Below are 23,021 nucleotides of genomic sequence, written 5' to 3' on the forward strand. Positions count from 1 at the left end.
CTCAACTTCCACCCCACACCCGCCGCATGTAGTCGGTGAAGACGGTCACGGCCGGTGCGCGCACCGGGGTGGCCCAGGCGGCGCAGGTGATGAGCTTGTCGGCCACGTCGTCGAGATCGCGGATGACGATGCCGCGCCGCTGTACATTCCGCACGCAGCTCGCATAGACCGACACCCCCGCCCCCGCCGCCACCAGCCCGAAGATGCCTTCGGAGGACGACGCCTCCTGCACGATGCGGGGGCTGAAGCCGGCGCGGTGACAGACGGCGAAGAAGGCGGTGCGGAAGGCGCCCCAGTTCTCGCCCGACCCGAGCACGAATGGCTGGTCGGCAAGGTCGGCGAGGCGCAGCACCCGCACATTGGAGAGTGGATGGGTGATGGGGAGCAGCGCCACATAGCGATGATCGTCGAAGGCGTAGCTCTCCATGCCCGCCTCCTCGAACGGACCGATCATGAAGCCGATGTCGATGCGGTCGGCATAAAGGGCCTCCTGCTGCTTGAGCGTCGGCGTGAACAACAGCTCCAGCCGGATTTCCGGCCGGTAGCGACTGAAGGCGTTGAGAAATTCCGGCAGCCGGCCGTTGATGGCGAAATCCATGTAGCCGATGCGCAGCACGCCGACCTCACCGCCGGCCGTGCGCCGTGCGCTGGTGACAGCGCGCTCCAGACGCGCCAGCGCCTCGCGGCTTTCCGCGAGGAAGGCCTTGCCGGCTTCGGTGAGCACCACGGTGCGCGTGGTGCGGGCGAACAGGGGCACGCCGACGTCCTGCTCCAGATCTCGGATGAGACGGCTCATGCCCGGCTGGGTCATGTGGGCACGCTGAGCGGCACGGCCGAAATGCAGTTCCTCGGCGAGGATGACGAAGCAGCGGATGTGGCGGAGATCGAAGCGCATCGCTATTGATACCACACAGGATATCAATAGCGACGAAATTAGAATTTCCCAAGCCGGCTGACCTCCCCCAATCTTGTCCCTGCGAGCTCGGTGGCAACGGGCACAAAACCATCAGGGATCAAGGACATGGCCTTCGAGGAAGACCTCGACGCAGCGCTGACGCGCGCCTTCGAGCAGGCAACCGAGCTTTACAAGCGCAACGGCTTCCAGCGGCGGGTCGGCTTCGGCCGGCGGCCGGCGCTTATCAATGTGGACCTCGCCAATGCGTGGACCCGCCCGGGCAATCCCTTCACCTGCGAGAAGATCGACGACCAGATCATCCCCGGCGTGCAGGCGCTGCTCGCCGCCTGCCGGCGCAACGGCCATCCAGTCGTCCATGTCACCACCTGCTATCAGGTGACGGACGAGACCAAGGCCGCCACCGACATGGGCCTGTGGCACCACAAGATCCCGATCGAGGTGGTGGACCAGGCCAAGCCCGAGCTGTGGGCCATCGACAGCCGTATCGAGCCGGTGACGGGCGAGCAGGTGCTCGTCAAGAAGCGGGCCTCCGCCTTCCATGGCACCTATCTCGCCGGCTTCCTGCGCGCCAACAATGTGGACACCATCCTCGTCACGGGCGTCACCGCCTCGGCCTGCGTGCGCACCACGCTGTGCGATGGCCTCGCCGAGGGCTTCCGCACCATCGCGGTGAAGGAATGCATCGGTGATCGCGTGCCCGGCGCGGTGGCGTGGAACCTGTTCGACATCGACGCCAAGTTCGCCGACGTGGAGCCGCTGGAGCGCTGCATCGCCTATCTCGACGAGGTGGGCGGCAAGTCCAAGGCGGCGGCGTGAGGCCGGAACACATCTGAAGACACCTGCCGGTGGCGCCCCCAGCGCCGCCGGTTTTACGCGTTCGACTTCAAATCATAATCCAGAGGCGAACATGACCAAGCTCATCGACCAGCTCACCGGCGCGCCCTCCCGCCGTGCGATCCTCGCCGGCCTCGGCGCGGGCGCCGCCGCTCTCTCTTTGCCCGGCCTTGCCCGCGCGCAGGACAAGACCCTCGTCGTCTCCAACTGGGGCGGCGACTGGAACGAACGCACCATCAAGTTCGTGGAAGCCCCGCTCGTGGAGAGCCAGGGCATCAAGATCGTCCGCGACCTCGGCATGGAGCCCGAGCGCAAGGCGAAGCTGATCGCCGAGAAGCGCCTGCGTCGCGGCACCATCGACGTCATCCACATCAACGAGGGCGACAGCGTCGAGCTTTACGGGCAGGAGGTGATCGAGAACATCGACTTCTCCAAGGTCCCCAATTACGCGAACGTGGTGCCGGCGCTGAAGTCCAAGCCCTTCTTCGTGCCGTGGCTCTACAGCGGCGTGACCATCATCTACAACAAGGACAAGGTGCCGAACCCGCCCAAGTCCTATGCCGAGCTGTGGGACAAGAAATGGGCCGGGAAGATCGGCCTCACCAACCAGCTTTATTTCAACTACATCATGATGGCCGGCCTGATTAAGGGCGGCAGCGTCACCAATACCGAGGAGGGCAAGGCGCGCCTCATCGAGTTGAAGGAACTGACCCAGCCGCGCATCTACGCCGCCCACCAGCAGCTCGGCGCGGGCCTCGTCAATGGCGAAGTGGACATTGCGGTGAACTACAAGGCGCGCGGCCTGCAATGGGCCAATGACGGCGCGCCCCTCGCCATCGGCTACCCGTCCGAAGGCGCCATCGCGGTGATGTTCGGCGCGGCGCTGCCGAAGAAGGCGCCGAGCCCCGAGTTGTCCTTGATCTATTTCAACGCCATGCTGGACCCGAAGGCCATGGCCGGCCTTGCCGGCGCGAGCTTCTACGCACCGGCCAACGGCAAGGCGGAGCTGTCCCCCGAACTCAAGGCGAAGGTGGACTTCACCGCCGCCGAGGCCGCCGCGCTGAAGTTCCCCGATTACGCGCACGTGGCCAAGAATACGGCGGAATGGCTGGAGTGGTGGAACAAGAACATCGCCCGCTGAGCGAGGCTCCCATGACCTCCTCCGCAAGCTCCGGCGCCACCGCGCCGGCGGCGACGGCATCCCCGCCCGCCCCACGCGGGCGGGAGGGGCGGCGCCTCGCCCCCGCCTATGGCCTCACGGCACCAGCCACGATCTTCGTGCTGCTGGCGCTGATGGGGCCTTTGGCGCTGATGTTCCGCTATTCACTGAACCGGTTCGTGCCGGGTCAGATGATGGTGGAGGCGCTGACGCTGGACAATTACGCCCGCTTCTTCGCCGACAGCTTCTATCAGGAGGTGCTCGGCACCACCCTGTGGATCTCCGCCCTCTCCACCCTCCTCTGCCTGGTGGCGGGCTTCCCGGTCGCCTACTTTCTCGTGCGGCAGGCGAGCGACAAGTGGAAGGGCCGGCTCCTCCTGCTCATCGTGCTGCCGCTGCTCATGGGCAATGCGGTGCGCACGGCGGCGTGGATGGTCATCCTCGGCGACAAGGGGCTGTTCAACGCGGTGATCGAGACCGTCGGCCTGTCGCCGGTGAAGCTGATGTACACGCCAACCGCCGTCGTCATCGGCCTCGTCTCGGTGCTGCTGCCCTTCATGATCGTGACGCTCCAGAGCGTCATCGAGGGCATCGACGCCAATCTTGAATCCGCCGCCCAGTCGCTCGGCGCCTCGCATCTCACCGTACTGTGGCGCGTGGTCCTGCCGCTCGCTCTGCCCGGCATCCTGGCGGGGACGATGCTCTGCTTCATCCTCTCCATGAATGCCTATGCGACGCCGGTGCTCATCGGCGGCCCGACGTTTCACATGATGGCGCCCACCGTCTACCAGCAGGTGGCCAAGGCCATGAACTGGCCGTTCGGCGCGGCGCTCGCCTTCGTGCTGATGGCGGTGACGCTCGTGCTCACCACCACCGCCAACGTCCTGGTGCAGCGCCGCTACCGGCGCTGGAGCGAGTGAGGCACCGATGGGACTTCTCGCCGTCAACCGCATCTATGCCGCCATCACCGCCCTCGTGCTCGCCTTCGTGGTGCTGCCGCTGGGCGCGGTGATCTGGGTCAGCTTCTTCGCCAACCGCATCCTCTCCTTCCCGGCCACCGGCTACACGCTCGACTGGTACGCCCGGGCGTGGGAGCTCGACGCCTTCCGCAACGGCTTCATCACCAGCGTGGAGACGGCACTGGTGGCGGTCGCCCTCTCGCTGGTGCTCGGCGTGCCGGCCAGCCTCGCGCTGGTGCGCTACCGCTTCCCCGGCCGCGACGCCATCCAGACCCTGCTCCTCTCGCCCATGGTGGTGCCGGGCATCGTCGGCGGTGCCGCGCTGTTCATGGCCTTCATCGAGCTGGAAATCCTGCTGGACGTGGACATCTCCGGTACCCTGCCGGGCCTGTTCGTCGCCCACGGCCTCATCGCGCTGCCGTGGACGGTGCGCCTCGTCACCGCCTCGCTGGTGGGGATGAGCCCGTCCTACGAAGAAGCGGCGCAGTCTTTGGGGGCGGGGCGCCTCACCACCTTCTTCCGCGTGACGCTGCCCATCATCAAGCCGGGCATCGTGGCGGCGGCATTGTTCTCCTTCGTCATCTCCTTCATCGATCTGGAGAAGTCGATCTTCCTCGTGGGGCCGGGGCGCTCCACGCTGCAGATCGCGCTCGTTTCCTATCTCGAATGGAATCTGGATTCGACGGTGGCGGCGGTGGCCACCGTGCAGATCCTCATCATCGGCGTGCTGCTCCTCGTATCGGACCGCTACGCCCGCCTCTCCCGCGCCTTCTGAGGAGCGAGCCACATGTCCGATGTCGTGCTGCAATCCATCGTCAAGCGCTACGACGCCATGACCGCCGTGGACCACGTATCCCTCACCATCGGCGAGGGCGAGCTGGTGGCGCTGCTCGGCCCCTCGGGCTGCGGCAAGACCACGACGCTGCGCATGGTGGGCGGCTTCATCCCCGTCACCGAGGGGCGAATTCTCGTGGGGGGCCGCGACCTCACCCACCTGCCGCCGAACAAGCGCAACATGGGCTTCGGCTTCCAGAACTATGCGCTGTTCCCGCACATGAGCGTCGCCGAGAACGTCGCCTTCGGTCTGGAGATGCGCAAGCTTCCCAAGGCCGAAATCGCGGCGAAGGTGAAGACGGCGCTGGACCGGGTGAAGCTCTCCCACCTCGCCGAGCGCCTGCCCAAGCAGCTCTCCGGCGGCCAGCAGCAGCGCGTGGCGTTGGCCCGCGCGCTCGTCATCGAGCCGGACGTGCTGCTGCTGGACGAGCCGCTCTCCAACCTCGACGCCCAGTTGCGCCACGAGATGAAGACCGAGATCCGCACCCTGCAGCAGCAGCTCGGCATCACCACCATCTTCGTCACCCACGACCAGGACGAGGCGCTGTCGGTGGCCGACCGCGTGGTGCTCATGCGCAACGGCAGGATCGAGCAGCAGGGCGCGCCGGACGATCTCTTCGGCCGCCCCGCCTCACGCTTCGCCGCCGAGTTCATGGGCGTGACGAACCTTCTGCCCGGCGAGCTTGTCGGCGTCGGCCGCTTCCGGCTGGCGAGCGGGGAGGAGGTACGCGTCGATCCGGTGGGCGTCTCCGGCGATCTTTCCCTCGCGGTGCGGCCGGAGCGGCTGATTCTCGACGGCACGGAGGACAACCATAACGCCCTTCCAGCCGTGGTGGAGCTTGCCACCTATCGCGGCCTCGTCATCGACTATCGCGTCGCCACCGCCTCCGGCATCGTCCTCATCGCCCGCCGCCCCTCGCCCGCCGTGGGCGGCCCCGCCCCGCTCCAGCCCGGCCAGCCAGTCCGCGTCTCCTGGCATCCCGACGCCGGCACGCTCGTGGCAGCCTGAGCCTTCCCGAAATCCGTTTCCAATAAAGGGGTAAACCCGGTGTCCGACCTTCACGACAAGCTCATCGTCATCGACGGGCTCATCATCTCCGACTTCTCCCGCCCGGTGTTCGAGGACATGCGCAAGGGCGGCCTCACCGCCGCCAACTGCACCTGCTCCATCTGGGACAACTTCACCGAGACGATGCGCAACATCGCCAAGTGGAAGAAGGATTTCGCGGCCAATGCGGACCTGATCTCTCAGGTCTACACCACCCAAGACATCCTGAAGGCGAAGGAAGAGGGCAAGACCGGTATCATCCTCGGCTGGCAGAACACCACCGCCATCGAAGATCACCTCGAATATCTCGAGCTGTTTCACGAGCTCGGCGTGCGCATCATCCAGATGACCTACAATACCCAGAACTGGGTGGGCTCCGGCTGCTACGAGAGCCGCGACAGCGGCCTCTCCGATTTCGGCCGCGACGTGGTGGCGGAGATGAACCGCCTCGGCATCCTGTGCGATCTCTCCCACGTTGGCCCGAAGACGTCGGAAGACACCATCCTCGCCTCGAAGCAGCGCGTCGCCTATTCCCACTGCCTGCCGGCCGGCCTCAAGGCCCATCCGCGCAACAAGACCGACGAGCAGCTGCGCTTCATCGCCGACAAGGGCGGCTTCATCGGCGTGACCATGTTCCCGCCCTTCCTGAAGAAGGGGCCGGCCTCCACCGTCGCCGATTATGTGGAGGCGATGGAATACGTGATCGACATTGCCGGCGAGGACATGGTGGGCGTCGGCACCGACTTCACCCAGGGCTACGGCAAGCCCTTCTTCGACTGGATCACTCACGACAAGGGCACCGGCCGCAAGCTCACCGACTTCGGGGAGGTCATCAATCCGGAAGGCTTCCGTGTGATCGGCGACTTCCCCAACCTCACCGCGGCGATGGAAAAGCGCGGCTGGTCCACCGCGCGCATCGAGAAGGTGATGGGTGGAAACTGGCTGCAGTTGCTCAAGGATGTGTGGGGGAAGTGAGAGGAAGTCGCCCTTTGACTTTGCTCGCAGCAATGCCTTGAAAGGCTGTCATCCCCCGACTCGTCCGGGGGATCCACTTCGCCGCCGCCTGATGCAGGCAACGAAGCGCCGCCCTCTCGGCACGGTGGATGCCCCGGACAAGCCGGGGCATGACGGCTCATACTTCACCGGGAAGGCCCCAGATGGCGAAGCCTGAAATCGAGATCGACGTGGACGAGGCGACCGGCCGCTGGTTCGCGGACAAGATGCCCATGATTCTGGTGCCCCAGCACTTCTACAACAACAACCACTTCGCCATCGAGGCGGCGCTGGGCGCGGAGGCGTTCGACGCGGCGCTGGCGCCTGCCGGGCGGCTCTCGGCCTTCGTGTGGTGCGAGCGGCAGGCGGAGGTCTATGGCCTGACCGGCCCCGACGTGTTCGCGCATTACATGAAGCGGCTGTCTCAGCGCGGATGGGGCCGCTTCACCATCCTCGCCCTCGATCCGGCGGCGGGGACGGGGACGATCCGGCTCGATCATTCCTCCTTCGTCACCGATGCGACGAAGGGCGCGGGCCGCAAGCTCTGCTACATGTTCGCGCCGTGGCTGGCCGGGGCGCTGGAATTCGTGTGCGAACAGGCGGGCGCGCCGCGCCGGCTTGAGGCGCGCGAGGTGCAGTGCGCCGCCGAGGGCTTCGACCACTGCCTGTTCGAGGTGACGCCGGCCCCCTGAGCCGGACGCGCACAAAAAAGCCGGGCGGCGCGCATCTTGCGGCCGCCCGGCTTTTCTTTGGCTCGATCAGTAGTTGATGGTGGTGCGCACGCCGAACACAGCGGCATTCTTCACGGTGGTCAGGCCGAACGGATCGTTCGGGTTCAGCACGCCGCCGCCCGGGTTCCAGATGTACTGGAAGTCGGGCTGGATGGTCCATCCCGGCATCACCTGCGCCGAATAGGTCACTTCCAGAACGGTCTCGCTGCTGCGGATGGGGTAGTAGCTGCCGTTGTAGATGCCGGTGTAGAAATCGGCCTGCTGGGCGGCATTCGTCACCCGCGCATTGCCGAAGGCGACGCCGAAGGCATCGTCCTCGCGACCGGGGATCACGCCCTTGAAGGTGACGCCACCGTCCCAGTAGAAGCCGATCTGGTTCTGCGCGCTGGGCGCCGCGGTGACGCGGCCGAACACGCTGATGCCCTTGTCCTTCGTGCCGGGCATCCGCCAGATCATCTGGTCGATGATGGCGTAGAAGGCGTAGTCACCCTGGATCTGGTTCGGCAGGCCGATGGACGCCGGGTTCACGAGCGGCACGCCGAAGATGTCGTAGACCTGATCGTCGAACGAGTTGGAATTGTACCAGCCGCCGACCTTGATGGTGCCGGGCAGCCACGGGGCATTGTCCGCGCTGTTGTAGCTGTAGGCCACTTCGCCGATCAGGAAAACGCCCTCATCGACGATGAAGTTCAGGCCATACTTGTTCTCTTCCTGGGGGTCGCCGCAGCAAGGCGCGGGATTGCCGTTGAAGAGGCCGAGCATGACGGTCCATTCGTCATTCGCCACCCACTTCAGCCGCACGCCGGGGGTCGCCAGCGGATAGGCCGGGCCGCTGCTGGGCAGATCGGCGGCGAACAGGGCCGGCCAGCCGAAGGTGGAGTTCAGGAACAGGCCGCCGTTCTCGCTGATGGCGAACTCCGAATCGGCGGAGAGCTGGCCGAAGCGAACGCTCGACTTGCCGTCGGCGAAGGTCTGCTCGATGTAGAGTTCGAACAGGCGGGTGCTCGAGAGGGCGTCCACATTGCTGACGCCCATGATGTTGCCGAGATACTGGCCGGAGAAGCCCGAGCCCTGGATCTGCAGCGCGCTGACGTGGAAGGTCGCGCCTTTCCAGTTGAACAGCTTTTCGAGATCGGCATCGAGCGAGAACTGGAAGCGGCCGTTGTAGGCGGTGCCGGTGCCGAGGCCGCCGTCCACGTTGCGCCAGAGCTCGCCGATATAGTTCACGCCCACCTTGATGCCGGCCGCCTCCAGCTTGGGACGGTAGCCGCCCCAATCTCCGAGCCAGCCGAGTTGCGGGGCGATGGAGGGCTCCGCCTCCTCTTCCTCGGCCGCCGGTTCGGCGGGAGCCTTGGTGGCGACGTCGGCGGCGTGCGCCACATTCAGCAAGGGGGCGCCGAGCAGCGCACCAGCCGCGACACCGGCGAGAAGATAGCGGGCGAGAAGGGACCGGGTGCCCGGAAGGCTCCCGCGGCTACGGAGGGCGGCGGTCCGAAGCACGGTATCCAACATCTCGAAATCCCCCAGCAGGCAGGTGGTGCGCAGACGCACAACAGCGGCCCGACCGCGACTGTGCGACTACCATTTTACAGCGCGACGCCTGAGGCTGAAAAAGCCTGCAAATCGCCGCGAACAAGGCCGGATTGGGGGCATGCGGCCCCGCTTTGTCAATCTGCCGGGACCCTTATTGATATAGAATATCTCTAAACTAGCGGTATGGAAATGACGCCTCCCGCGCCTCTGCCCGGCAGAAAAACATCGACGGAATCTGTGCTTAGATCGCCGGATCGTGCTGCCGACCACGCCCGCGCGCATCGTCACTGGCTACCTGCCAGCGATGGATCGGCGCAAGATGTGGTAAGTTTGCAACGCGCGATGGCCCGGTGCCGATAGGGCAAGAAAGAGGGGCGCCATGACCGACGCCACATTCCTGCTGATCATCAATTGCGCCATCGGCCTCACCTTCGCGGCGGCGTTTCTGGGCACGAGCTGGCGCTCCTCCACCAGGCTCGGCCGCTGGTGCGCTGCCGCCTTTGTCTGCGCCGCCGCCACCGTAACCATCGAGGCGCTGGCGCGGGAGCTTCCCTCCGTCCGGCTCGCATCGACCCTGTCGTTCGGCTCTCTTCTAACCGCGCTGTTCCTCATCGCGGCGGGGCTCGCGCGCCACTACCGGCCCGGTTCGTCGATCCGCTGGCTGAGTCTGGCAACGCTCGCCGCGGTGGCGTTCACGGCGCTCTTCGGCGTCGACCTTCCACGCGGGGGCTGGGCGCAGGCGCTGACCTACCAATTGCCGTTCGCGGCCCTGACGGCGCTCGCCGCCGGCACCGTCCTGCGACACGGGTCGCGACGCGCGGTGGATCTCGTGCTGGCCACCGTGCTGGGGCTCTGCGCGCTGCAGTTCGCGGCGAAGGCCGTGCTCATCCCCCTCCACGGGGCGGATAACGGCGTCCGCGATTATCTTGTCAGCTCCTATGCCCGATATTCGCAGACCGCCGGCAGCATCCTGTCGCTCATGCTCGGGGTGGCGCTGCTGGCCCTCGTGGTGAGGGAGGTCATCGCCGAGGCGACCGGCCGGCTGGAGCGGGACGGCCTCTCGGGCGTCCTCACCCGCAGCGCTTTCCTCGAGCGCGCGGAGCGTCTGGTCGATGCCGCACCACCCGGAACGCACGTGGGCCTGCTCATGTGCGACCTCGATCATTTCAAGTCGATCAATGATCGCTTCGGCCATCCGGCGGGTGATGAGGTGATCCGGCGGTTCGGCGCGCTGCTCGCCGCCTGCGCGGGTCCGCGGGATCTGTGCGGCCGCATCGGCGGCGAGGAGTTCTGCCTGCTGATGCCCGCCGCCGATGCCGATGCCCTCGCCCGCGTCGCCGCGCGGCTGCGGACCGGAGCGGAGGAGATGCGCTTCCCCTGGCTGCCCGACGGGCAGCGCATCACGGCCAGCCTCGGCGGCACGCTGGTCGCGGCCCGCGAGCCCCTCGCCTCCGCCATCCGCCGCGCGGACGTCGCCCTCTACCAGGCCAAGGCGGGCGGCCGGAACCGCTATCACAAGGCGGAGCGCCCCGCCTCCAGCGACGCCGCGCGGGCGAGGAGCCGTTTGGCCGAGAGATAGAACGGCACCTCGATGAGCAGGTCGCCGAGCCGCGCCCGGTCTTGCCCGGCGGCGCGGGCCGCCTCGAAGGCGGCGACGATCGCGTCCGCCTCGGTGATGTCGGTTGCGGAAGGGGTCATCACCGCGTTGATGAGCGCGATATGGCCCGGCTCCACGGCGCTCTTGGCGCTGTAGCCGAGCGCCCGGCCGGCGCGGGCATCGGCTTCGCAGCCTTCCGGATCCGCGAAGGTGTAGGGGCAATCGATAGAGAGCACCTTCGCCGCCCGCGCCTCCAGATGCAGCCGCTGACGCGCATAGGCGAGTTCCACGGCTGCCCGGCTGCGCGGCGCGTCGAGGTCTTCCGCCAGATCCTCCGTCGAGCAGAGCACGGCCGTCACGCGTGGGCTGGCGGTGGCGATGGCATAGGTCTGCATGATGCCGCGCGCGGTCTCGATGTTGGGCACGATCTCGATGGCGCCCGGCGGCAGGCCGAGCCTCGCCTCGTGGCGGGTGATTTCCGCGTCCAGCGCCACGACCTGAGCGGGCTCGGCGATCTTCGGCAGGTGGACGGCGTCCGGCCTTCCCTCGATGACGCCCGCGAGGTCGGCGAGGCCGTCGCCCTCCAAGGGGTTGATGCGGACGCAGGCGACGATGCCGGCCGCGCGCCACGCCGCCATGACTCCGGCCGACAGCGACCGCGCCTCGGCCCGCAATTCCGGCGGCGTGAAATCCTCCAGTTCCTGAATCAGCGCATCCGCACCGCAAGTGGTCGCCGCCATCAGCGCGCCCTTGTCGCCACCCGGCGCGAACAGCCAGCTGCGCCGGAGCGCCGGCGGCCGGCGCGCGCCCGTCTGGGCGGGGGTCTTCTCTTTTGTCGCCGACATCGCTCGTCCTCTCCCGAAGCGGCGAGATGAGCCGGAACGCGGGGGGCGCACAAGAGGCAGGGGAGCACGCGGTCACGCCCCGGGATGCGGACCCTTCAGCTTCGCGGCGAGAAAATCGACGAAGACGCGCACGCGGGCCGGCGTGTTCGCGCCGCCCACGAACACCGCGTGGATGCTCTCCCGGTCCTGCGGGTTGAACGCCTCCAGCAGCGGCACCAGCGTGCCGCTCGGAAATTCGCCGCGCGCATGGGCCTCGTCGATGTGGAAATTGCCGACGCGGGTGATGCCGACGCCCTGGGCGGCGAGCTGCACCAGCGTCTCGCCGTTGTTGGCGGTGATGTTGCCCTTCACCTCCAGCATGTAGTCGCGCCCCTCCTCCCGGAACGGCCAGCCGGGCTCGATGCGGCGGAAGCTGAAATCGAGGCAATTGTGGTGGGCGAGGTCGGCCGGCACGCGGGGCGTGCCGTGACGGGCGAGATAGGACGGCGCGGCGAGGACGGTGCGCCCCGTTTCGCCGAGCCGGCGGGCGGTCAGCGGGCTGTCGGCGAGGGGGCCGAAGCGGATGGCCACGTCCACCCGCCCGCCGAGCACGTCGGCCACCTCGTCGCTCAGCTCCATCTCCACCTCGATGTCCGGATAGCGTGCGACGAATTCGCCGAGCAGGGGCACGATGACGAGGCGCCCGTGGGCCATGGCGGCGCTGACGCGGATGCGCCCGCGCGGATTGGCCCGGTCGGCGAGCGCGGCTTCCGTCTCGTCGATGTCGGCGAGGATGCGCCGGGCGGCGCGGGCATAGGCCTCGCCCTCCTCGGTGAGACGCAGCTGGCGGGTCGTCCGCACCATCAGGCGCACGCCCAGGCGCGCCTCGATGCGGGCGAGGATGCGGCTCACCGCCGAGGGGGTCAGCCCCAGCTCGCGGGCCGCGCCGGAGAGGCTCCCCGCGCACGCGACCTTGAGGAAGGCGGCCATCTCTCCGGTCCGGTCGGGGCGGTCCATTCGTGACTCCGGCGCACAGATGCTGGTCTCGGATGCTCTCTATTGCTGCACTGCAATGTCAACCATATTCGGCGCAACACGATTTGCCCCGGAGTTCCTCCCATGAAGATTAACCTGCCGCTGCTGGCGCTGGCCATCGGCGCCTTCGGCATCGGCGTCACAGAATTCTCGCCCATGGGGATGCTGCCGATCATCGCCACCGATCTCGGCGTTTCCATTCCCGCCGCCGGCCTGCTGGTGAGCGCCTATGCCTTCGGCGTGCTGGTGACGGCGCCCATCATGACGCTGGCCTTCTCCAGCATGCCACGCCGCCGGCTGCTGGTGCTCTCCATGGGCATCTTCACCGTGGGCAACCTCATCTCCGCCTTTGCGGACGGCTACTGGATGCTGCTCGCCGGCCGCATTGTCACCTCCTTCAACCACGGCGCCTTCTTCGGCGTCGGCGCGGTGGTGGCGGCGAGCGTGGTGCCGGCGGACAAGCGCGCCGGGGCCGTCGCCGCCATGTTCTCGGGACTCACCATCGCCACCATCGGCGGCGTGCCGCTGGCCGCCTTCGTGGGCGAGACCATCGGCTGGCGCGCGGCCTTCTTCGGCATCGCCGTCATCGGCGCCGTCGCCATGCTGGCGGTGCGCCTCTCCCTGCCGCCGCTGGAGGTGCAAGGCGAGAGCGACATGCGCTCGGAACTCAAGGTGCTGATGCGCGGCCCGGTGCTCGCCGCGCTGCTGCTGACGGTGGTCAGCTCCAGCGCCATGTTCACCGTCTTCACCTATATCGCGCCGATCCTTCAGGTGGAGACCGGCGCCGCATCCGGCTTCGTCACCGCCATGCTGGTGGTCTACGGGCTGGGCCTCGCGCTCGGCAACTGGCTGGGCGGGCGCTTCGCCGACCGCTCGCTGGACGGCACGCTCATCGGCTCGCTGGCGGCGGTGGCGGTGCTGCTGGTGCTGTTCGTGCCGGGCATGCGCTCGCACATCGCCACGGTGCCGCTGGTCTTCCTGTGGGGCATCGCCAGCTTCGCCCTCGTGCCGCCGCTCCAGATGCGGGTGGTGCACGAGGCGGCGGAGGCGCCGCACCTCGCCTCGGCCATGAATATCGGCGCCTTCAACCTCGGCAACGCGCTGGGCGCGGCGCTGGGCGGCGCGGTGATCGACGCGGGCCTCGGCTATCCCGCCGTCTCCCTCGCCGGAGCGGCCACCGCCCTCGCCGGCCTCGCCTTCACGCTCCTGCTGCGGCGCAGCCGCCAGCGCCTGAAGGCCGCGACGGCCTGCGGCTGACGGCCCGCGATCCGGCTGCACGGCGTCGACTTGGAAGGCGCGAGGGGTGGCGGATTTCCGCCGCCCCTTCCTGTGAACCGGCGGATTTTCGCCCGCCTCTCTTCTCGATGCCCTAAGAAACCAGCATCATCACAACGCATTAAGGAAGTCTGGCGCAGGCCGCATGGCTGGCATGCGCGGTGCAATGGATGGCGCATTCGAACCGGCACCAATGCCGGGCTCCTGGGAGAAGCGCCATGCTTAAACGACTTCGCATCACCGCCACCCTTGTGTCCGCCGTTCTGATGTCCGCCGTTGCGGCGGGCGCGGCCACGGCGCAGGAAACCGTGCGGGTGGGCAACCTCAAGCTCGCCCATTTCGCCGGCGTCTCCTACATGAAGGAGATCGCGCCGAGCTGCGGCATCGCCATCGATCTCAAGCTCTTTCCCAAGGGGCCGGACGTGATGCAGGCGATCCTCGCCGGCGAGCTGGACGTGGGCGCCACCGCCTCCGAGGCGGCGATCTCCGGCCGTGGCAATGGCGCGCCCATCTATATCGTCGGCGGCTTCGCCAGCGGCGGCGCGCGGCTTCTGGCGACGCCCGACAGCGGCATCAAGGCCGTGCCCGACATGAAGGGCAAGCGCGTCGGCGTTACACGCGGCTCCATCCAGGAAGTGCTGCTGGCTGCCGAACTCGGCAAGAACGGCATGTCCGCCAAGGACATCACCATCGTCTATCTCGGCTATCCCGACCTCAACCAGGCGCTCTTGCAGAAGCAGGTGGACGCCATCATGCAGACCGAGCCGCAGTCGGCGCAGGCCATCGCCCGCGGCTTCGGCGTGGAGGTGCTGAAGCCTTACGACACGCCCATCGGCTCGCCCATCCGCACGCTGGTGATGAGCGAGAAGTTCTACAAGGAGCGTCCCGAGACGGCGAAGAAGCTGATGGATTGCTTCGTGAAGGCGCAGAAGATCTTCATGAACGATCCCAAGGCCGCCGAGAAGTTCGTGACGCAGGACGTGTTCAAGGGCCAGCTCACCGGCGAGGAATTCCAGGAAGCCCTCGCCAACTCGCCCTACTCCCTCGAAATGAGCGCCGACCACATCCAGAAGACCACGGACGTGATGGCGAAGTACGGCGTCGGCAAGATGTCCGCGCCCGCCAAGGCCGAGGACTGGGTGAAGCTCGACCTGCTCAATGCCGCCAAGGCGTCCAACGGCATCAAGTGAGGGCGGCAAAATGAACATCTCGCGCTTCAAGGCGCTCGGCGAGGGGCTGCTCGTACCCGTCGGTGTGCTCCTCATCTGGCAGATTGCCTGCTCGGCGGGCTGGGTAAACCCCATGGTGCTCCCCTCCCCCGCCGCCGTCGCGGCGCGCTGGTGGAGCTACCTCGCCCCGCTCGAACCGTTCAACCCGGCGACCGAAAGCCGGATCGCCTGGATCTTCTCCGGCGAATTGCTGCATGATTCCATCGCCAGCCTCTCGCGGGTGGTGATGGGCTTTGCGGTCGGCGCAGGCCTCGCGCTGCCGCTCGGGCTGTTCATGGGCACGAGCGATTCCGTCTATCGCTTCGTCAATCCGCTGATGCAGGTGCTGCGGCCCATCCCGCCCATCGCCTACATCCCGCTCTCCATCCTGTGGTTCGGCCTCGGCAACGCCCCGGCGGTGTTCCTCATCGCCATCGGTGCCTTCTTCCCGGTGCTGATGAACACCATCGCCGGCGTGCGGCACGTGGACAGCATCTACATCCGCGCCGCCCGCAGCCTCGGGGCGAGCCGCCTCACCATCTTCCGGCGGGTGATCCTGCCGGCGGCGACGCCCTACATCCTGTCCGGCGCGCGCATCGGCATCGGCACCGCCTTCATCGTGGTGATCGTGGCCGAGATGATCGCGGTCAACAACGGCCTCGGCTTCCGCATTCTGGAAGCGCGCGAATACTTCTGGTCGGACAAGATCATCGCGGGAATGCTGACGATCGGCCTCATCGGCCTCGCCATCGATCTCCTCGTCAGCCGCCTGAACAATCATCTGCTGCGCTGGCATCGCGGCCTGGAATCCTGAGGAACGCCATGCCCCTCGCAACGCCAATGGCTGTCATGCCTTCCGCCTCTGCCGCTGCCGTCGCGCATGCGGCCTCCCCCCACATTGTCGTCTCCGGGGTCGACAAGCGCTTCGTCGTTCCCGGCGGCGAGATCGTCGCCCTGAAGGACATCGACCTCACCATCAATGAGGGCGAGTTCGTCTGCCTGCTCGGCCCCTCGGGCTGCGGCAAGTCCACCTTGCTCAATGCCATCGCCGGCTTCTCGGCCCCGACCCGCGGCACGATCACGGTGGACGGCCGCGCGGTGAAGGATCCGGGGCCGGATCGGGGCATGGTGTTTCAGGAATACGCCCTGTTCCCGTGGATGACGGTGGCGCAGAACATCGCCTTCGGCCTCGAGATCAAGGGCATGAGCCGCGCCGAGATCGAGCCGAAGGTGAGCGAGCTGCTCGCCATGCTGAAGCTCACTGAGTTCCGCGACCGCTTCCCGAAGGACCTTTCCGGCGGCATGCGCCAGCGCGTGGCCATCGCCCGCGTTCTGGCGCTCGACAGCCCGGTGATGCTGATGGACGAGCCGTTCGGCGCGCTCGACGCCCTCACCCGCCGCTCGCTGCAGGACGAACTCATCCGCATCTGGTCGGCGACGGGCAAGACCATTGTCTTCGTGACCCACTCCATCGAGGAGTCCATCTATCTGGCGGACCGCATCGTCGTGCTCACCTACCGGCCGGGCACCATCAAGCGGGACATCAAGGTGGACCTGCCACGCCCGCGGGATTCCGCCTCCACCGCGTTCAACGAGCTGAAGCGGGAGCTTTCCGCCCTCGTGACCGCCGAGCAGCACCGGTTCGAGGAGGTCGAGGTCAAAGGCTTGACCACCGACTGAGGGCGGACCAGCATCCGGCCCTTGTGGCCGGGCCTCGCGTGGCCCGGCCACACCACCTTGAGGACAGGCGATTTCCATGCGCCCCAACCGCACCACGGTCCTTGGCGCCGTGCTGGCCGTTGTGCTGGCTGCGGCTGCGGTGTTCGCCGTTTTCGAGGCCGGCGAGATGGCGGAGGCGCGGGTGGGCGAGCGCCTCGCCTCGGATGCGCGGCACCGGGCGGAGATTTATGCCCAGAGCCTCGAAGGCGCCATCGAGCGGTTCGGCTACCTGCCCGCCGCCGCTGCCCTTGATGACAACGTGAAGCGCCTTCTTGCCGCCCCTGCCGATGCCGAGCAGGTAGCGCGGGTGAATGCCTATCTCGAAACGCTGAACCGCGCTGCCGGCGGCACGGTGCTCTATCTGCTGGCCCCCGGCGGCATGACCATCGCGGCCTCCAACTGGAACACGCCGGAAACCTATGTGGGAACCGATTTCAGCTATCGCCCCTATTTCACCGAGGCCATGGAAGGCCGCACCGGCCGCTTCTATGCGGTGGGCACGCTCACCGGCGTGCCGGGCTATTTCATCAGCGCTCCGGTGATTGTGGACGGCAAGGTCGCGGGCGTGGTGGCCACCAAGGTCAATCTCGACCCACTGGAAGCCGTCTGGCACGAGGCGGCCGATACCGTGCTGGTGGCGGACGAGCACGGCATCGTCTTCCTCGCCTCGGACCCGAAGTTCAAGTTTCGCGCGCTTCGGCCCATCGAGGCCACCGCCGCCGCCGAGATGGCCCGCACCCGCCAGTATGGCCACAAGTCTTATCCCCTGCTGCGCATGGGAAAAGGGGAGGACGAAGGCGGCCTCAGGGTGCTGTCGGGCTCGGACATCAGCCCCTCCGGCCGCGTCATCCGCGACGAGAAGGATCTGCCCATCTACGACTGGCGGCTGCTGCTGTTTACGGATGCCGCTCCGGTGGTGCTGGCCGGTCGCTCCGCGCGCATCGGCATGACGCTGGCCTTGGTCATCCTCGGCCTTGTCGGCCTCTATTGGCGCCAGCACCTCAAGCGCGCGCGGGAAAGTCTCGCCGCCCAGGCGGCGCTGGCCGCCGCCCATCGCGAGCTGGAGGGCAAGGTGGTGGAACGCACTGCGGACCTTTCCGCCGCCAACACCCGCCTTGCCGCCGAGATCGAGGAGCGCCGCCGCGCCGAGACTGAGCTGCGCGCGGCGCAGGACGAACTGGTACAGGCCGCCAAGATGGCGACCCTCGGCCAGATGGCGGCCGGCGTGACCCACGAGCTGAACCAGCCCCTCACCGCGCTCCGGGCGCTGGCCGACAACACCGCCAAGCTGCTCCAGCACGGCCGCGAGGAGGATGCGGAGGCGAACCTCGCCCGCATCGCGGCGCTGGTGGACCGCCTCGGCAAGATCACCGGCCAGTTGCGCGCCTTCGCCCGCCGCACCTCCAGCGAGAAGGGGCCGGTGGATGCCGCCACCGTGCTGGCGGAAAGCCTCGCCATCCTCGCCCCACGCCTTCGGGCATCGGGCGCGCGCGTCGTCAGCGCACTGGACCCCGACGCCACGCAGGTGATGTTCGAGCCCATCCGCCTCAGCCAGGTGCTGGTGAACCTCGTGGGCAATGCGCTCGACGCGGTGAAGGGGCGGCCGGGCGCTCTGGTCCGCATCTCGTCCCATCGCGAAGGCGGCCGCATCGTCCTCACGGTGGAGGACAACGGGCCGGGGCTTTCGGACGGCGCGGCGGAGCGCATCTTCGATCCCTTCTTCACCACCAAGCCGGCGGGCGAGGGGCTGGGGCTCGGCCTGCCCATCTCGCTCGCCATCGCCCGCGATTTCGGCGCCACCCTCGCCGCCCGCGCCCGTCCGGAAGGCGGCACCGCGTTCGATCTCGTGATGGACGCGGCCGAGGCCGAAGCGCCCCTTACCGTATCTGCGGAGCCGCTGCGCCATGTTTCCTGAACGCGCCATCTCCGCCGAGGCCGAAGCGCCTCGCCACGCCAGCCGCCCGCGCGTGCTGCTGGTGGACGACGAGGAGATGATCCGCCTCTCCATCGAGCAGACGCTGGACCTCGCCGGCATCGACGTGACCGCCTTCGCCAGCGCGGAGGCCGCCTTGCCCGCCATCGGCCGGGATTATCCCGGCATCGTGGTCACCGACGTGCGCCTGCCCGCGCGCGATGGGCTGGAGCTTCTGGCGGATATCCGCCGCCGCGATCCGGAGCTGCCGGTGGTGCTCATCACCGGCCATGGCGACGTGGCCATGGCGGTCAGCGCCATGCGCGAAGGCGCCTACGACTTCATCGAGAAGCCGTTCGTGAGCGACGCCTTCGTTGAGGTCATAAAGCGGGCGCTGGAGAAGCGCGCCCTCGTGCTGGAAAACCGCCGCCTGCGCACCGCGCTCGACCGGGGCGATGCCATCGAGCGGCATCTCGTGGGGCAGTCCGCGGCCATGCGACGCCTGCGCGACGACATCGCACAGCTCGCCTCCACCAGCGCCGACGTGCTGGTGCTGGGCGAAACCGGCGCCGGCAAGGAGCAGGTCGCCCGCGCCCTGCACGAGGGCGGTGCGCGGCGCGACAGGCCGTTCGTGGCGGTCAATTGCGGCGCCATTCCCGAGAGCATGTTCGAGAGCGAGATGTTCGGCCACGAGGCCGGCGCCTTCACCGGGGCCGGCAAGCGGCGCATCGGCAAGATCGAGCACGCCTCCGGCGGCACGCTCTTCCTCGACGAGGTGGAGAGCATGCCCCTCGCCATGCAGGTGAAGCTGCTGCGGGTGCTGCAGGACCGCCGCATCGAGCGCCTCGGTTCCAACACGCCGGTGCCGGTGGATCTGCGCGTCATCGCCGCCACCAAGGAAGACCTCGGCGCGCTCGCCGATGCCGGCCGATTCCGGAAAGACCTGTTCTTCCGCCTCGACGTGGTGAAGCTCTCCCTCCCGCCCCTGCGCGAGCGGCGGGAGGACATCCCGCTTCTCTTCGAGCTATTCCTGGTGCAGGCGGCAGTGAAGTATCAGCGGCCGGTGGTGGAGGTTCCGCCCTCGCTGCGGCGCGCGCTGATGCTGGCCGACTGGCCGGGCAATGTGCGCGAGCTGAAGAATGCCGCCGAGCGCCATATGCTGGGCTTCCTCGCGCCCGATTTCACCGGCGGCGCGGCCGCCGCGCCGAGCCTCAACGAACTGCTGGACCGGGTGGAGCGCCTCGTCATCGAAGACGCGCTGAAAGCCTCCGGCCACCGCGTCTCCGCCGCCGCCCTCGCCCTCAACATCCCCCGTAAGACCCTGCACGACCGTATGAAGCGGCTCGGCCTCGCCTCCACCGACTGACCTTTCCGGACCCTCCATGCCCCTGACCGCCGCCCCCGCCGAGGCCCTCCTCTGGCCGCCCCTCGTCATCGCCAACGCCCCCAACGGCGCCACCCGCACCAAGGCGGACCACCCGGCCTTGCCCATGACCGCGGCGGAGCTGGCGCGCAACGCGGCCGAGATCGTCGAGGCGGGCGCCGCGCTCATCCACATCCATGTGCGCGACGGCGAGGGGCGGCACCTTCTCGATGTGGAGGCCTACCGCGACGCCACCGCAGCCATCCGCCGGGAGGTGGGCGACAGGCTGGTGGTGCAGGCCACCTCGGAGGGGGCGGGGCGCTACACCGCGTCGGAGCAGATCGCCGTGGTGCGCGCCCTGCGGCCGGAGGCGGTCTCCCTCGCCTTGCGGGAGATCATCCCGGACGACGCGCACGAAGCCGCCGCCGCCGAGTTCTTCGCCTGGCTGCGGCGCGAGCGCATCTTGGTGCAGATCATCCTCTATTCGGCGGAGGAGGTGCATCGCTATCAGGCGCTGAAGGGGCGCGGCCTGCTGGGCGAGGGCGAGGATTTCCCGCTCTTCGTCCTCGGCCGCTACACCAGCGGACAGGTCTCCACGCCGGCCGACCTTGTGCCCTTCCTCGCCGCCGGCACGCCGCCGCGGCTGTGGGCCATGTGCGCGTTCGGGCCGAAGGAGAATGCTTGCGCCACCGTCGCCGCCGGCCTCGGCGGGCATGTGCGCGTGGGCTTCGAGAACAATCTCTTCGCGCCGGACGGCACCCGCGCCGAACACAATGCCGCGCAAGTGCGGCGCGCGGCGGATGGCGCGCGGCTCCTCAACCGACCGCTCGCCACGGCCGACACCCTGCGCGGGCTCTACGCCGGCGCGTGAGGCGTTCGCGCCGGCGACGACGGTGCCGGCTTTGCCCGATACGCATGTTCTTCAGGCGAGCCGGAATCCACTTTGCTGGAAAATGCTTTAGAACGGCGGTGCTTCTCTCGCCGGGCGTGCCGCAGACATGGATGAGTCCACCGTGATCACCTGGGCGCTGTTCGCCGCCCATTTGAGCCTTCAGATCATCTTCATCGTCCGCGCCCTGCTCCGGCCGCACCGCGAGCCCTCCTCGCGCATGGCCTGGGTGCTGGTGATCGCGCTGGCGCCGGTGGTGGGCGTCGTCGCCTACATCCTGTTCGGCGAGGTGAACCTCGGGCGAAAGGCGGTGGAGCAATTGCGCGCCGCGGTGGCGGAGCTGCCGCCGGCCGAGGGCGTCGCCGGTCCTTCTGCGGAAGCGGATATCGCGGAGCGCCACGTCCCGCTGTTCCGCGTCGGCCAGTCGGTGAACCATTTCCTGCCGGTGGGGGGAAACCGGGCCGAGCTGCTGCCGGATTCCGCCTCCGCCATCGCCTCCATGGTCAAGGACATCGATGCCGCCCGCTCGAGCGTCCATGTGCTCTTCTACATCTGGCTCGACGACGCCAGCGGGCGCTCCGTGATGGAGGCGCTGAAGCGCGCGGCGGGACGCGGCGTCGTCTGCCGGGCCATGGCGGACGATCTCGGCTCCCGCGCGCTCATCCACTCGCCCCTGTGGCGCGACATGGCAGCGGCGGGCGTGCGGCTCGCCAGGGCCCTGCCCATCGGCAACCCGCTGCTGCGCCCGTTCAAGGGGCGCATCGACATGCGCAACCACCGCAAGATCGTGGTGATCGACAATGCCATCACCTACTGCGGCAGCCAGAACTGCGCCGACGCCGCCTTCGCGGTGAAGGCGAAGTTCGCGCCCTGGGTGGATGTGATGGCCCGCTTCGAAGGCCCGGTGGTGCGGCAGAACCAGCATCTGTTCGCCAGCAACTGGATGGCGCAGGTGGAGGAAGACCTCGCCCCGCTCTTCGCCGAGCCCCTGCCGGCGCCGCAGCCCGGCTTTGTGGCGCAGGTCATCGGCTCGGGTGCCGGGGTGCGCTATTCGGCCATGCCGGAGACGTTCGTGGCGCTGATGAATGCGGCGCGGGGCGAACTCGTCATCACCACGCCCTATTACGTGCCGGACGAGCCCCTCCAGGCGGCCCTGTGCGCCGCGGCCCGGCGCGGGGTTTCGACCACCATCGTGTTCCCGAAGCGCAACGACAGCTGGATCGTCGCCGCCGCCAGCCGCAGCTATTACAGCGACCTGCTCGAGGCTGGCGTGAATATCCGCGAGTACGTCGGCGGCCTGCTGCACGCCAAGACCCTGACCCTCGACGGCGAAGTGACCCTGATCGGCTCGGCCAACATCGATCGCCGCAGCTTCGAGCTGAATGCGGAAAACAACATCCTCCTGTGCGATGCCGCCTTCACCCGCGCCATGCGGGCGCGCCAGCAGGTTTTCCTCGACGCGGCGACGCCGGTGACGCGGGACGACGCCGACGCCTTCAGCGCCCCGCGCCGCCTGTGGAACAACACCATCGCCATGCTGGGACCGGTGCTGTAGACGGCTGCCGCCGGCGCAGACGCCCAATTATTGGGCATAACGACCGCATTCAAAGCAGATCGGACGAGGCCTGCCGTCCGGCGTGAGCCGCGACGATTTTCTTCATGGCCTCAATGAATTGGCGCTGCTCCTCGGGCGCCAGCATCTCCACCGTCAGCGCGTGGGCGCGGCGCGCGGCGGCCTCCATCTCCTCCAGCATGCGGCGGCCCTCATCGGTCAGCGAGCAGCTCTGCGAGCGCCGGTCGGTGGCCGAGGTGCCGCGCCGCACCAGTCCCCGCGCCTCAAGGCGCTTCAAGGCTCCGGTGGTGGTGGTGCGGTCCAGCGCGACGATGCGCGAGAGCGTGGTCTGATCCGCCTCCGCCCGATCCGCGAGGGCCGACAGGAGGCTGTACTGCACCGGCGTTACGCCGAACGGGGCACACAGCTCAGAAAACAGGCTGACATGGATCTGATGCACCCGCCGCGCGAGGAAGCCGGGGCGGTCGGATAGCGGCCAGTCCATGTCCACGACGTTTTCGGGTTCCACATTGGAGCCCTTTGAATTTTCACGCGATCCCGTCACGTCCCTGCCCCTCCGACCGCCAATCCGGCCCGTCGAAATTGATCCAGATCAAATTCTGGCACGCGCCCTGCATAA

At 68.0% G+C, this 23,021-nt stretch carries 21 protein-coding genes; 16 read left to right on the forward strand and 5 right to left on the reverse strand.

The features are described 5' to 3' along the window. Position 1: 1 nt before the first annotated feature. On the reverse strand, positions 2 to 895 hold the full coding sequence (locus J2126_RS04415) for a LysR substrate-binding domain-containing protein (protein ID WP_209484331.1): 894 nt from the start codon (positions 893 to 895) through the stop codon (positions 2 to 4). A 126-nt stretch (positions 896 to 1,021) separates the two neighbouring features. Between J2126_RS04415 and J2126_RS04420 the strand changes: the two genes are divergently transcribed. The 7 genes from J2126_RS04420 (at position 1,022) to J2126_RS04450 (ending at position 7,435) form a co-directional block, all read left to right on the forward strand. Continuing rightward, positions 1,022 to 1,732 (forward strand): isochorismatase family protein, encoded by a 711-nt coding sequence (locus tag J2126_RS04420; protein WP_209484333.1) that lies wholly within the window; start codon positions 1,022 to 1,024, stop codon positions 1,730 to 1,732. 91 nt (positions 1,733 to 1,823) lie between these two features. Further along, entirely contained in the window at positions 1,824 to 2,891 is a 1,068-nt protein-coding gene (locus J2126_RS04425; RefSeq protein WP_209484335.1) for an ABC transporter substrate-binding protein, read from the forward strand. An 11-nt stretch (positions 2,892 to 2,902) separates the two neighbouring features. Continuing rightward, positions 2,903 to 3,829, forward strand: a complete 927-nt coding sequence (locus J2126_RS04430) for an ABC transporter permease (RefSeq protein WP_245327200.1) — start codon at positions 2,903 to 2,905, stop codon at positions 3,827 to 3,829. Between the two features lie 7 nt (positions 3,830 to 3,836). After that, positions 3,837 to 4,643, forward strand: coding sequence for an ABC transporter permease (locus J2126_RS04435; protein WP_209484337.1), 807 nt, complete (start codon positions 3,837 to 3,839; stop codon positions 4,641 to 4,643). A gap of 12 nt (positions 4,644 to 4,655) precedes the next feature. Continuing rightward, positions 4,656 to 5,711: an ABC transporter ATP-binding protein gene (locus tag J2126_RS04440; RefSeq protein WP_209484339.1), complete on the forward strand. Its 1,056-nt coding sequence runs from the start codon at positions 4,656 to 4,658 to the stop codon at positions 5,709 to 5,711. 39 nt (positions 5,712 to 5,750) lie between these two features. Continuing rightward, complete coding sequence (locus J2126_RS04445; RefSeq protein ID WP_209484341.1) at positions 5,751 to 6,725, forward strand: dipeptidase; 975 nt, start codon at positions 5,751 to 5,753, stop codon at positions 6,723 to 6,725. Between the two features lie 182 nt (positions 6,726 to 6,907). Further along, the gene (locus J2126_RS04450; RefSeq protein WP_209484343.1) at positions 6,908 to 7,435 is read left to right on the forward strand and encodes a 4-vinyl reductase; all 528 of its coding nucleotides are present in this window, start codon (positions 6,908 to 6,910) and stop codon (positions 7,433 to 7,435) included. 66 nt (positions 7,436 to 7,501) lie between these two features. Here the strand turns inward: J2126_RS04450 and J2126_RS04455 are convergent, their stop codons facing one another. Next, positions 7,502 to 8,986, reverse strand: coding sequence for a carbohydrate porin (locus J2126_RS04455; RefSeq protein ID WP_209484345.1), 1,485 nt, complete (start codon positions 8,984 to 8,986; stop codon positions 7,502 to 7,504). Positions 8,987 to 9,386: 400 nt separating this feature from the next. Here J2126_RS04455 and J2126_RS04460 point away from each other — a divergent pair, with 400 nt between their 5' ends. Beyond that, positions 9,387 to 10,586, forward strand: a complete 1,200-nt coding sequence (locus tag J2126_RS04460) for a GGDEF domain-containing protein (protein WP_209484347.1) — start codon at positions 9,387 to 9,389, stop codon at positions 10,584 to 10,586. On the opposite strand, the gene J2126_RS04465 is transcribed toward J2126_RS04460, so the two are convergent. Both J2126_RS04465 and J2126_RS04470 read right to left on the reverse strand, forming a co-directional pair. After that, entirely contained in the window at positions 10,520 to 11,449 is a 930-nt protein-coding gene (locus J2126_RS04465) for an HpcH/HpaI aldolase/citrate lyase family protein (protein WP_209484349.1), read from the reverse strand. The two genes, J2126_RS04460 and J2126_RS04465, sit on opposite strands and share 67 nt — an antisense overlap. Positions 11,450 to 11,521: 72 nt before the next feature. Continuing rightward, a complete protein-coding gene (locus tag J2126_RS04470; protein WP_209484351.1) occupies positions 11,522 to 12,445 on the reverse strand; it encodes a LysR family transcriptional regulator in 924 nt (307 codons plus the stop codon). 102 nt (positions 12,446 to 12,547) lie between these two features. On the opposite strand from J2126_RS04470, the gene J2126_RS04475 reads away from it, so the two are divergent. The 8 genes from J2126_RS04475 (at position 12,548) to cls (ending at position 22,384) form a co-directional block, all read left to right on the forward strand. Continuing rightward, positions 12,548 to 13,720: an MFS transporter gene (locus J2126_RS04475; RefSeq protein ID WP_209484352.1), complete on the forward strand. Its 1,173-nt coding sequence runs from the start codon at positions 12,548 to 12,550 to the stop codon at positions 13,718 to 13,720. Between the two features lie 236 nt (positions 13,721 to 13,956). Next, entirely contained in the window at positions 13,957 to 14,928 is a 972-nt protein-coding gene (locus J2126_RS04480; protein WP_209484354.1) for an ABC transporter substrate-binding protein, read from the forward strand. 10 nt (positions 14,929 to 14,938) lie between these two features. Then, positions 14,939 to 15,760, forward strand: a complete 822-nt coding sequence (locus J2126_RS04485; protein WP_209484356.1) for an ABC transporter permease — start codon at positions 14,939 to 14,941, stop codon at positions 15,758 to 15,760. 26 nt (positions 15,761 to 15,786) lie between these two features. Beyond that, positions 15,787 to 16,626: an ABC transporter ATP-binding protein gene (locus J2126_RS04490; RefSeq protein ID WP_209489839.1), complete on the forward strand. Its 840-nt coding sequence runs from the start codon at positions 15,787 to 15,789 to the stop codon at positions 16,624 to 16,626. A gap of 76 nt (positions 16,627 to 16,702) precedes the next feature. Further along, positions 16,703 to 18,580: a sensor histidine kinase gene (locus J2126_RS04495; RefSeq protein ID WP_209484358.1), complete on the forward strand. Its 1,878-nt coding sequence runs from the start codon at positions 16,703 to 16,705 to the stop codon at positions 18,578 to 18,580. Further along, on the forward strand, positions 18,570 to 19,943 hold the full coding sequence (locus J2126_RS04500; protein WP_209484360.1) for a sigma-54-dependent transcriptional regulator: 1,374 nt from the start codon (positions 18,570 to 18,572) through the stop codon (positions 19,941 to 19,943). The genes J2126_RS04495 and J2126_RS04500 overlap by 11 nt, the downstream gene beginning before the upstream one ends. Positions 19,944 to 19,959: 16 nt before the next feature. Further along, on the forward strand, positions 19,960 to 20,811 hold the full coding sequence (locus J2126_RS04505) for a 3-keto-5-aminohexanoate cleavage protein (RefSeq protein WP_209484362.1): 852 nt from the start codon (positions 19,960 to 19,962) through the stop codon (positions 20,809 to 20,811). Between the two features lie 127 nt (positions 20,812 to 20,938). Then, positions 20,939 to 22,384 carry a cardiolipin synthase gene (gene cls / locus J2126_RS04510; RefSeq protein WP_209484364.1) on the forward strand — a complete coding sequence of 482 codons (1,446 nt, stop codon included), beginning with the start codon at positions 20,939 to 20,941 and terminating at the stop codon, positions 22,382 to 22,384. 49 nt (positions 22,385 to 22,433) lie between these two features. Here the strand turns inward: cls and J2126_RS04515 are convergent, their stop codons facing one another. Beyond that, positions 22,434 to 22,886, reverse strand: coding sequence for a MarR family winged helix-turn-helix transcriptional regulator (locus J2126_RS04515; RefSeq protein ID WP_209489841.1), 453 nt, complete (start codon positions 22,884 to 22,886; stop codon positions 22,434 to 22,436). Positions 22,887 to 23,021: the final 135 nt, after the last annotated feature.

It is taken from the genome of Xanthobacter flavus (genome assembly GCF_017875275.1).
In the GTDB taxonomy this organism is placed as follows: domain Bacteria; phylum Pseudomonadota; class Alphaproteobacteria; order Rhizobiales; family Xanthobacteraceae; genus Xanthobacter; species Xanthobacter flavus_A.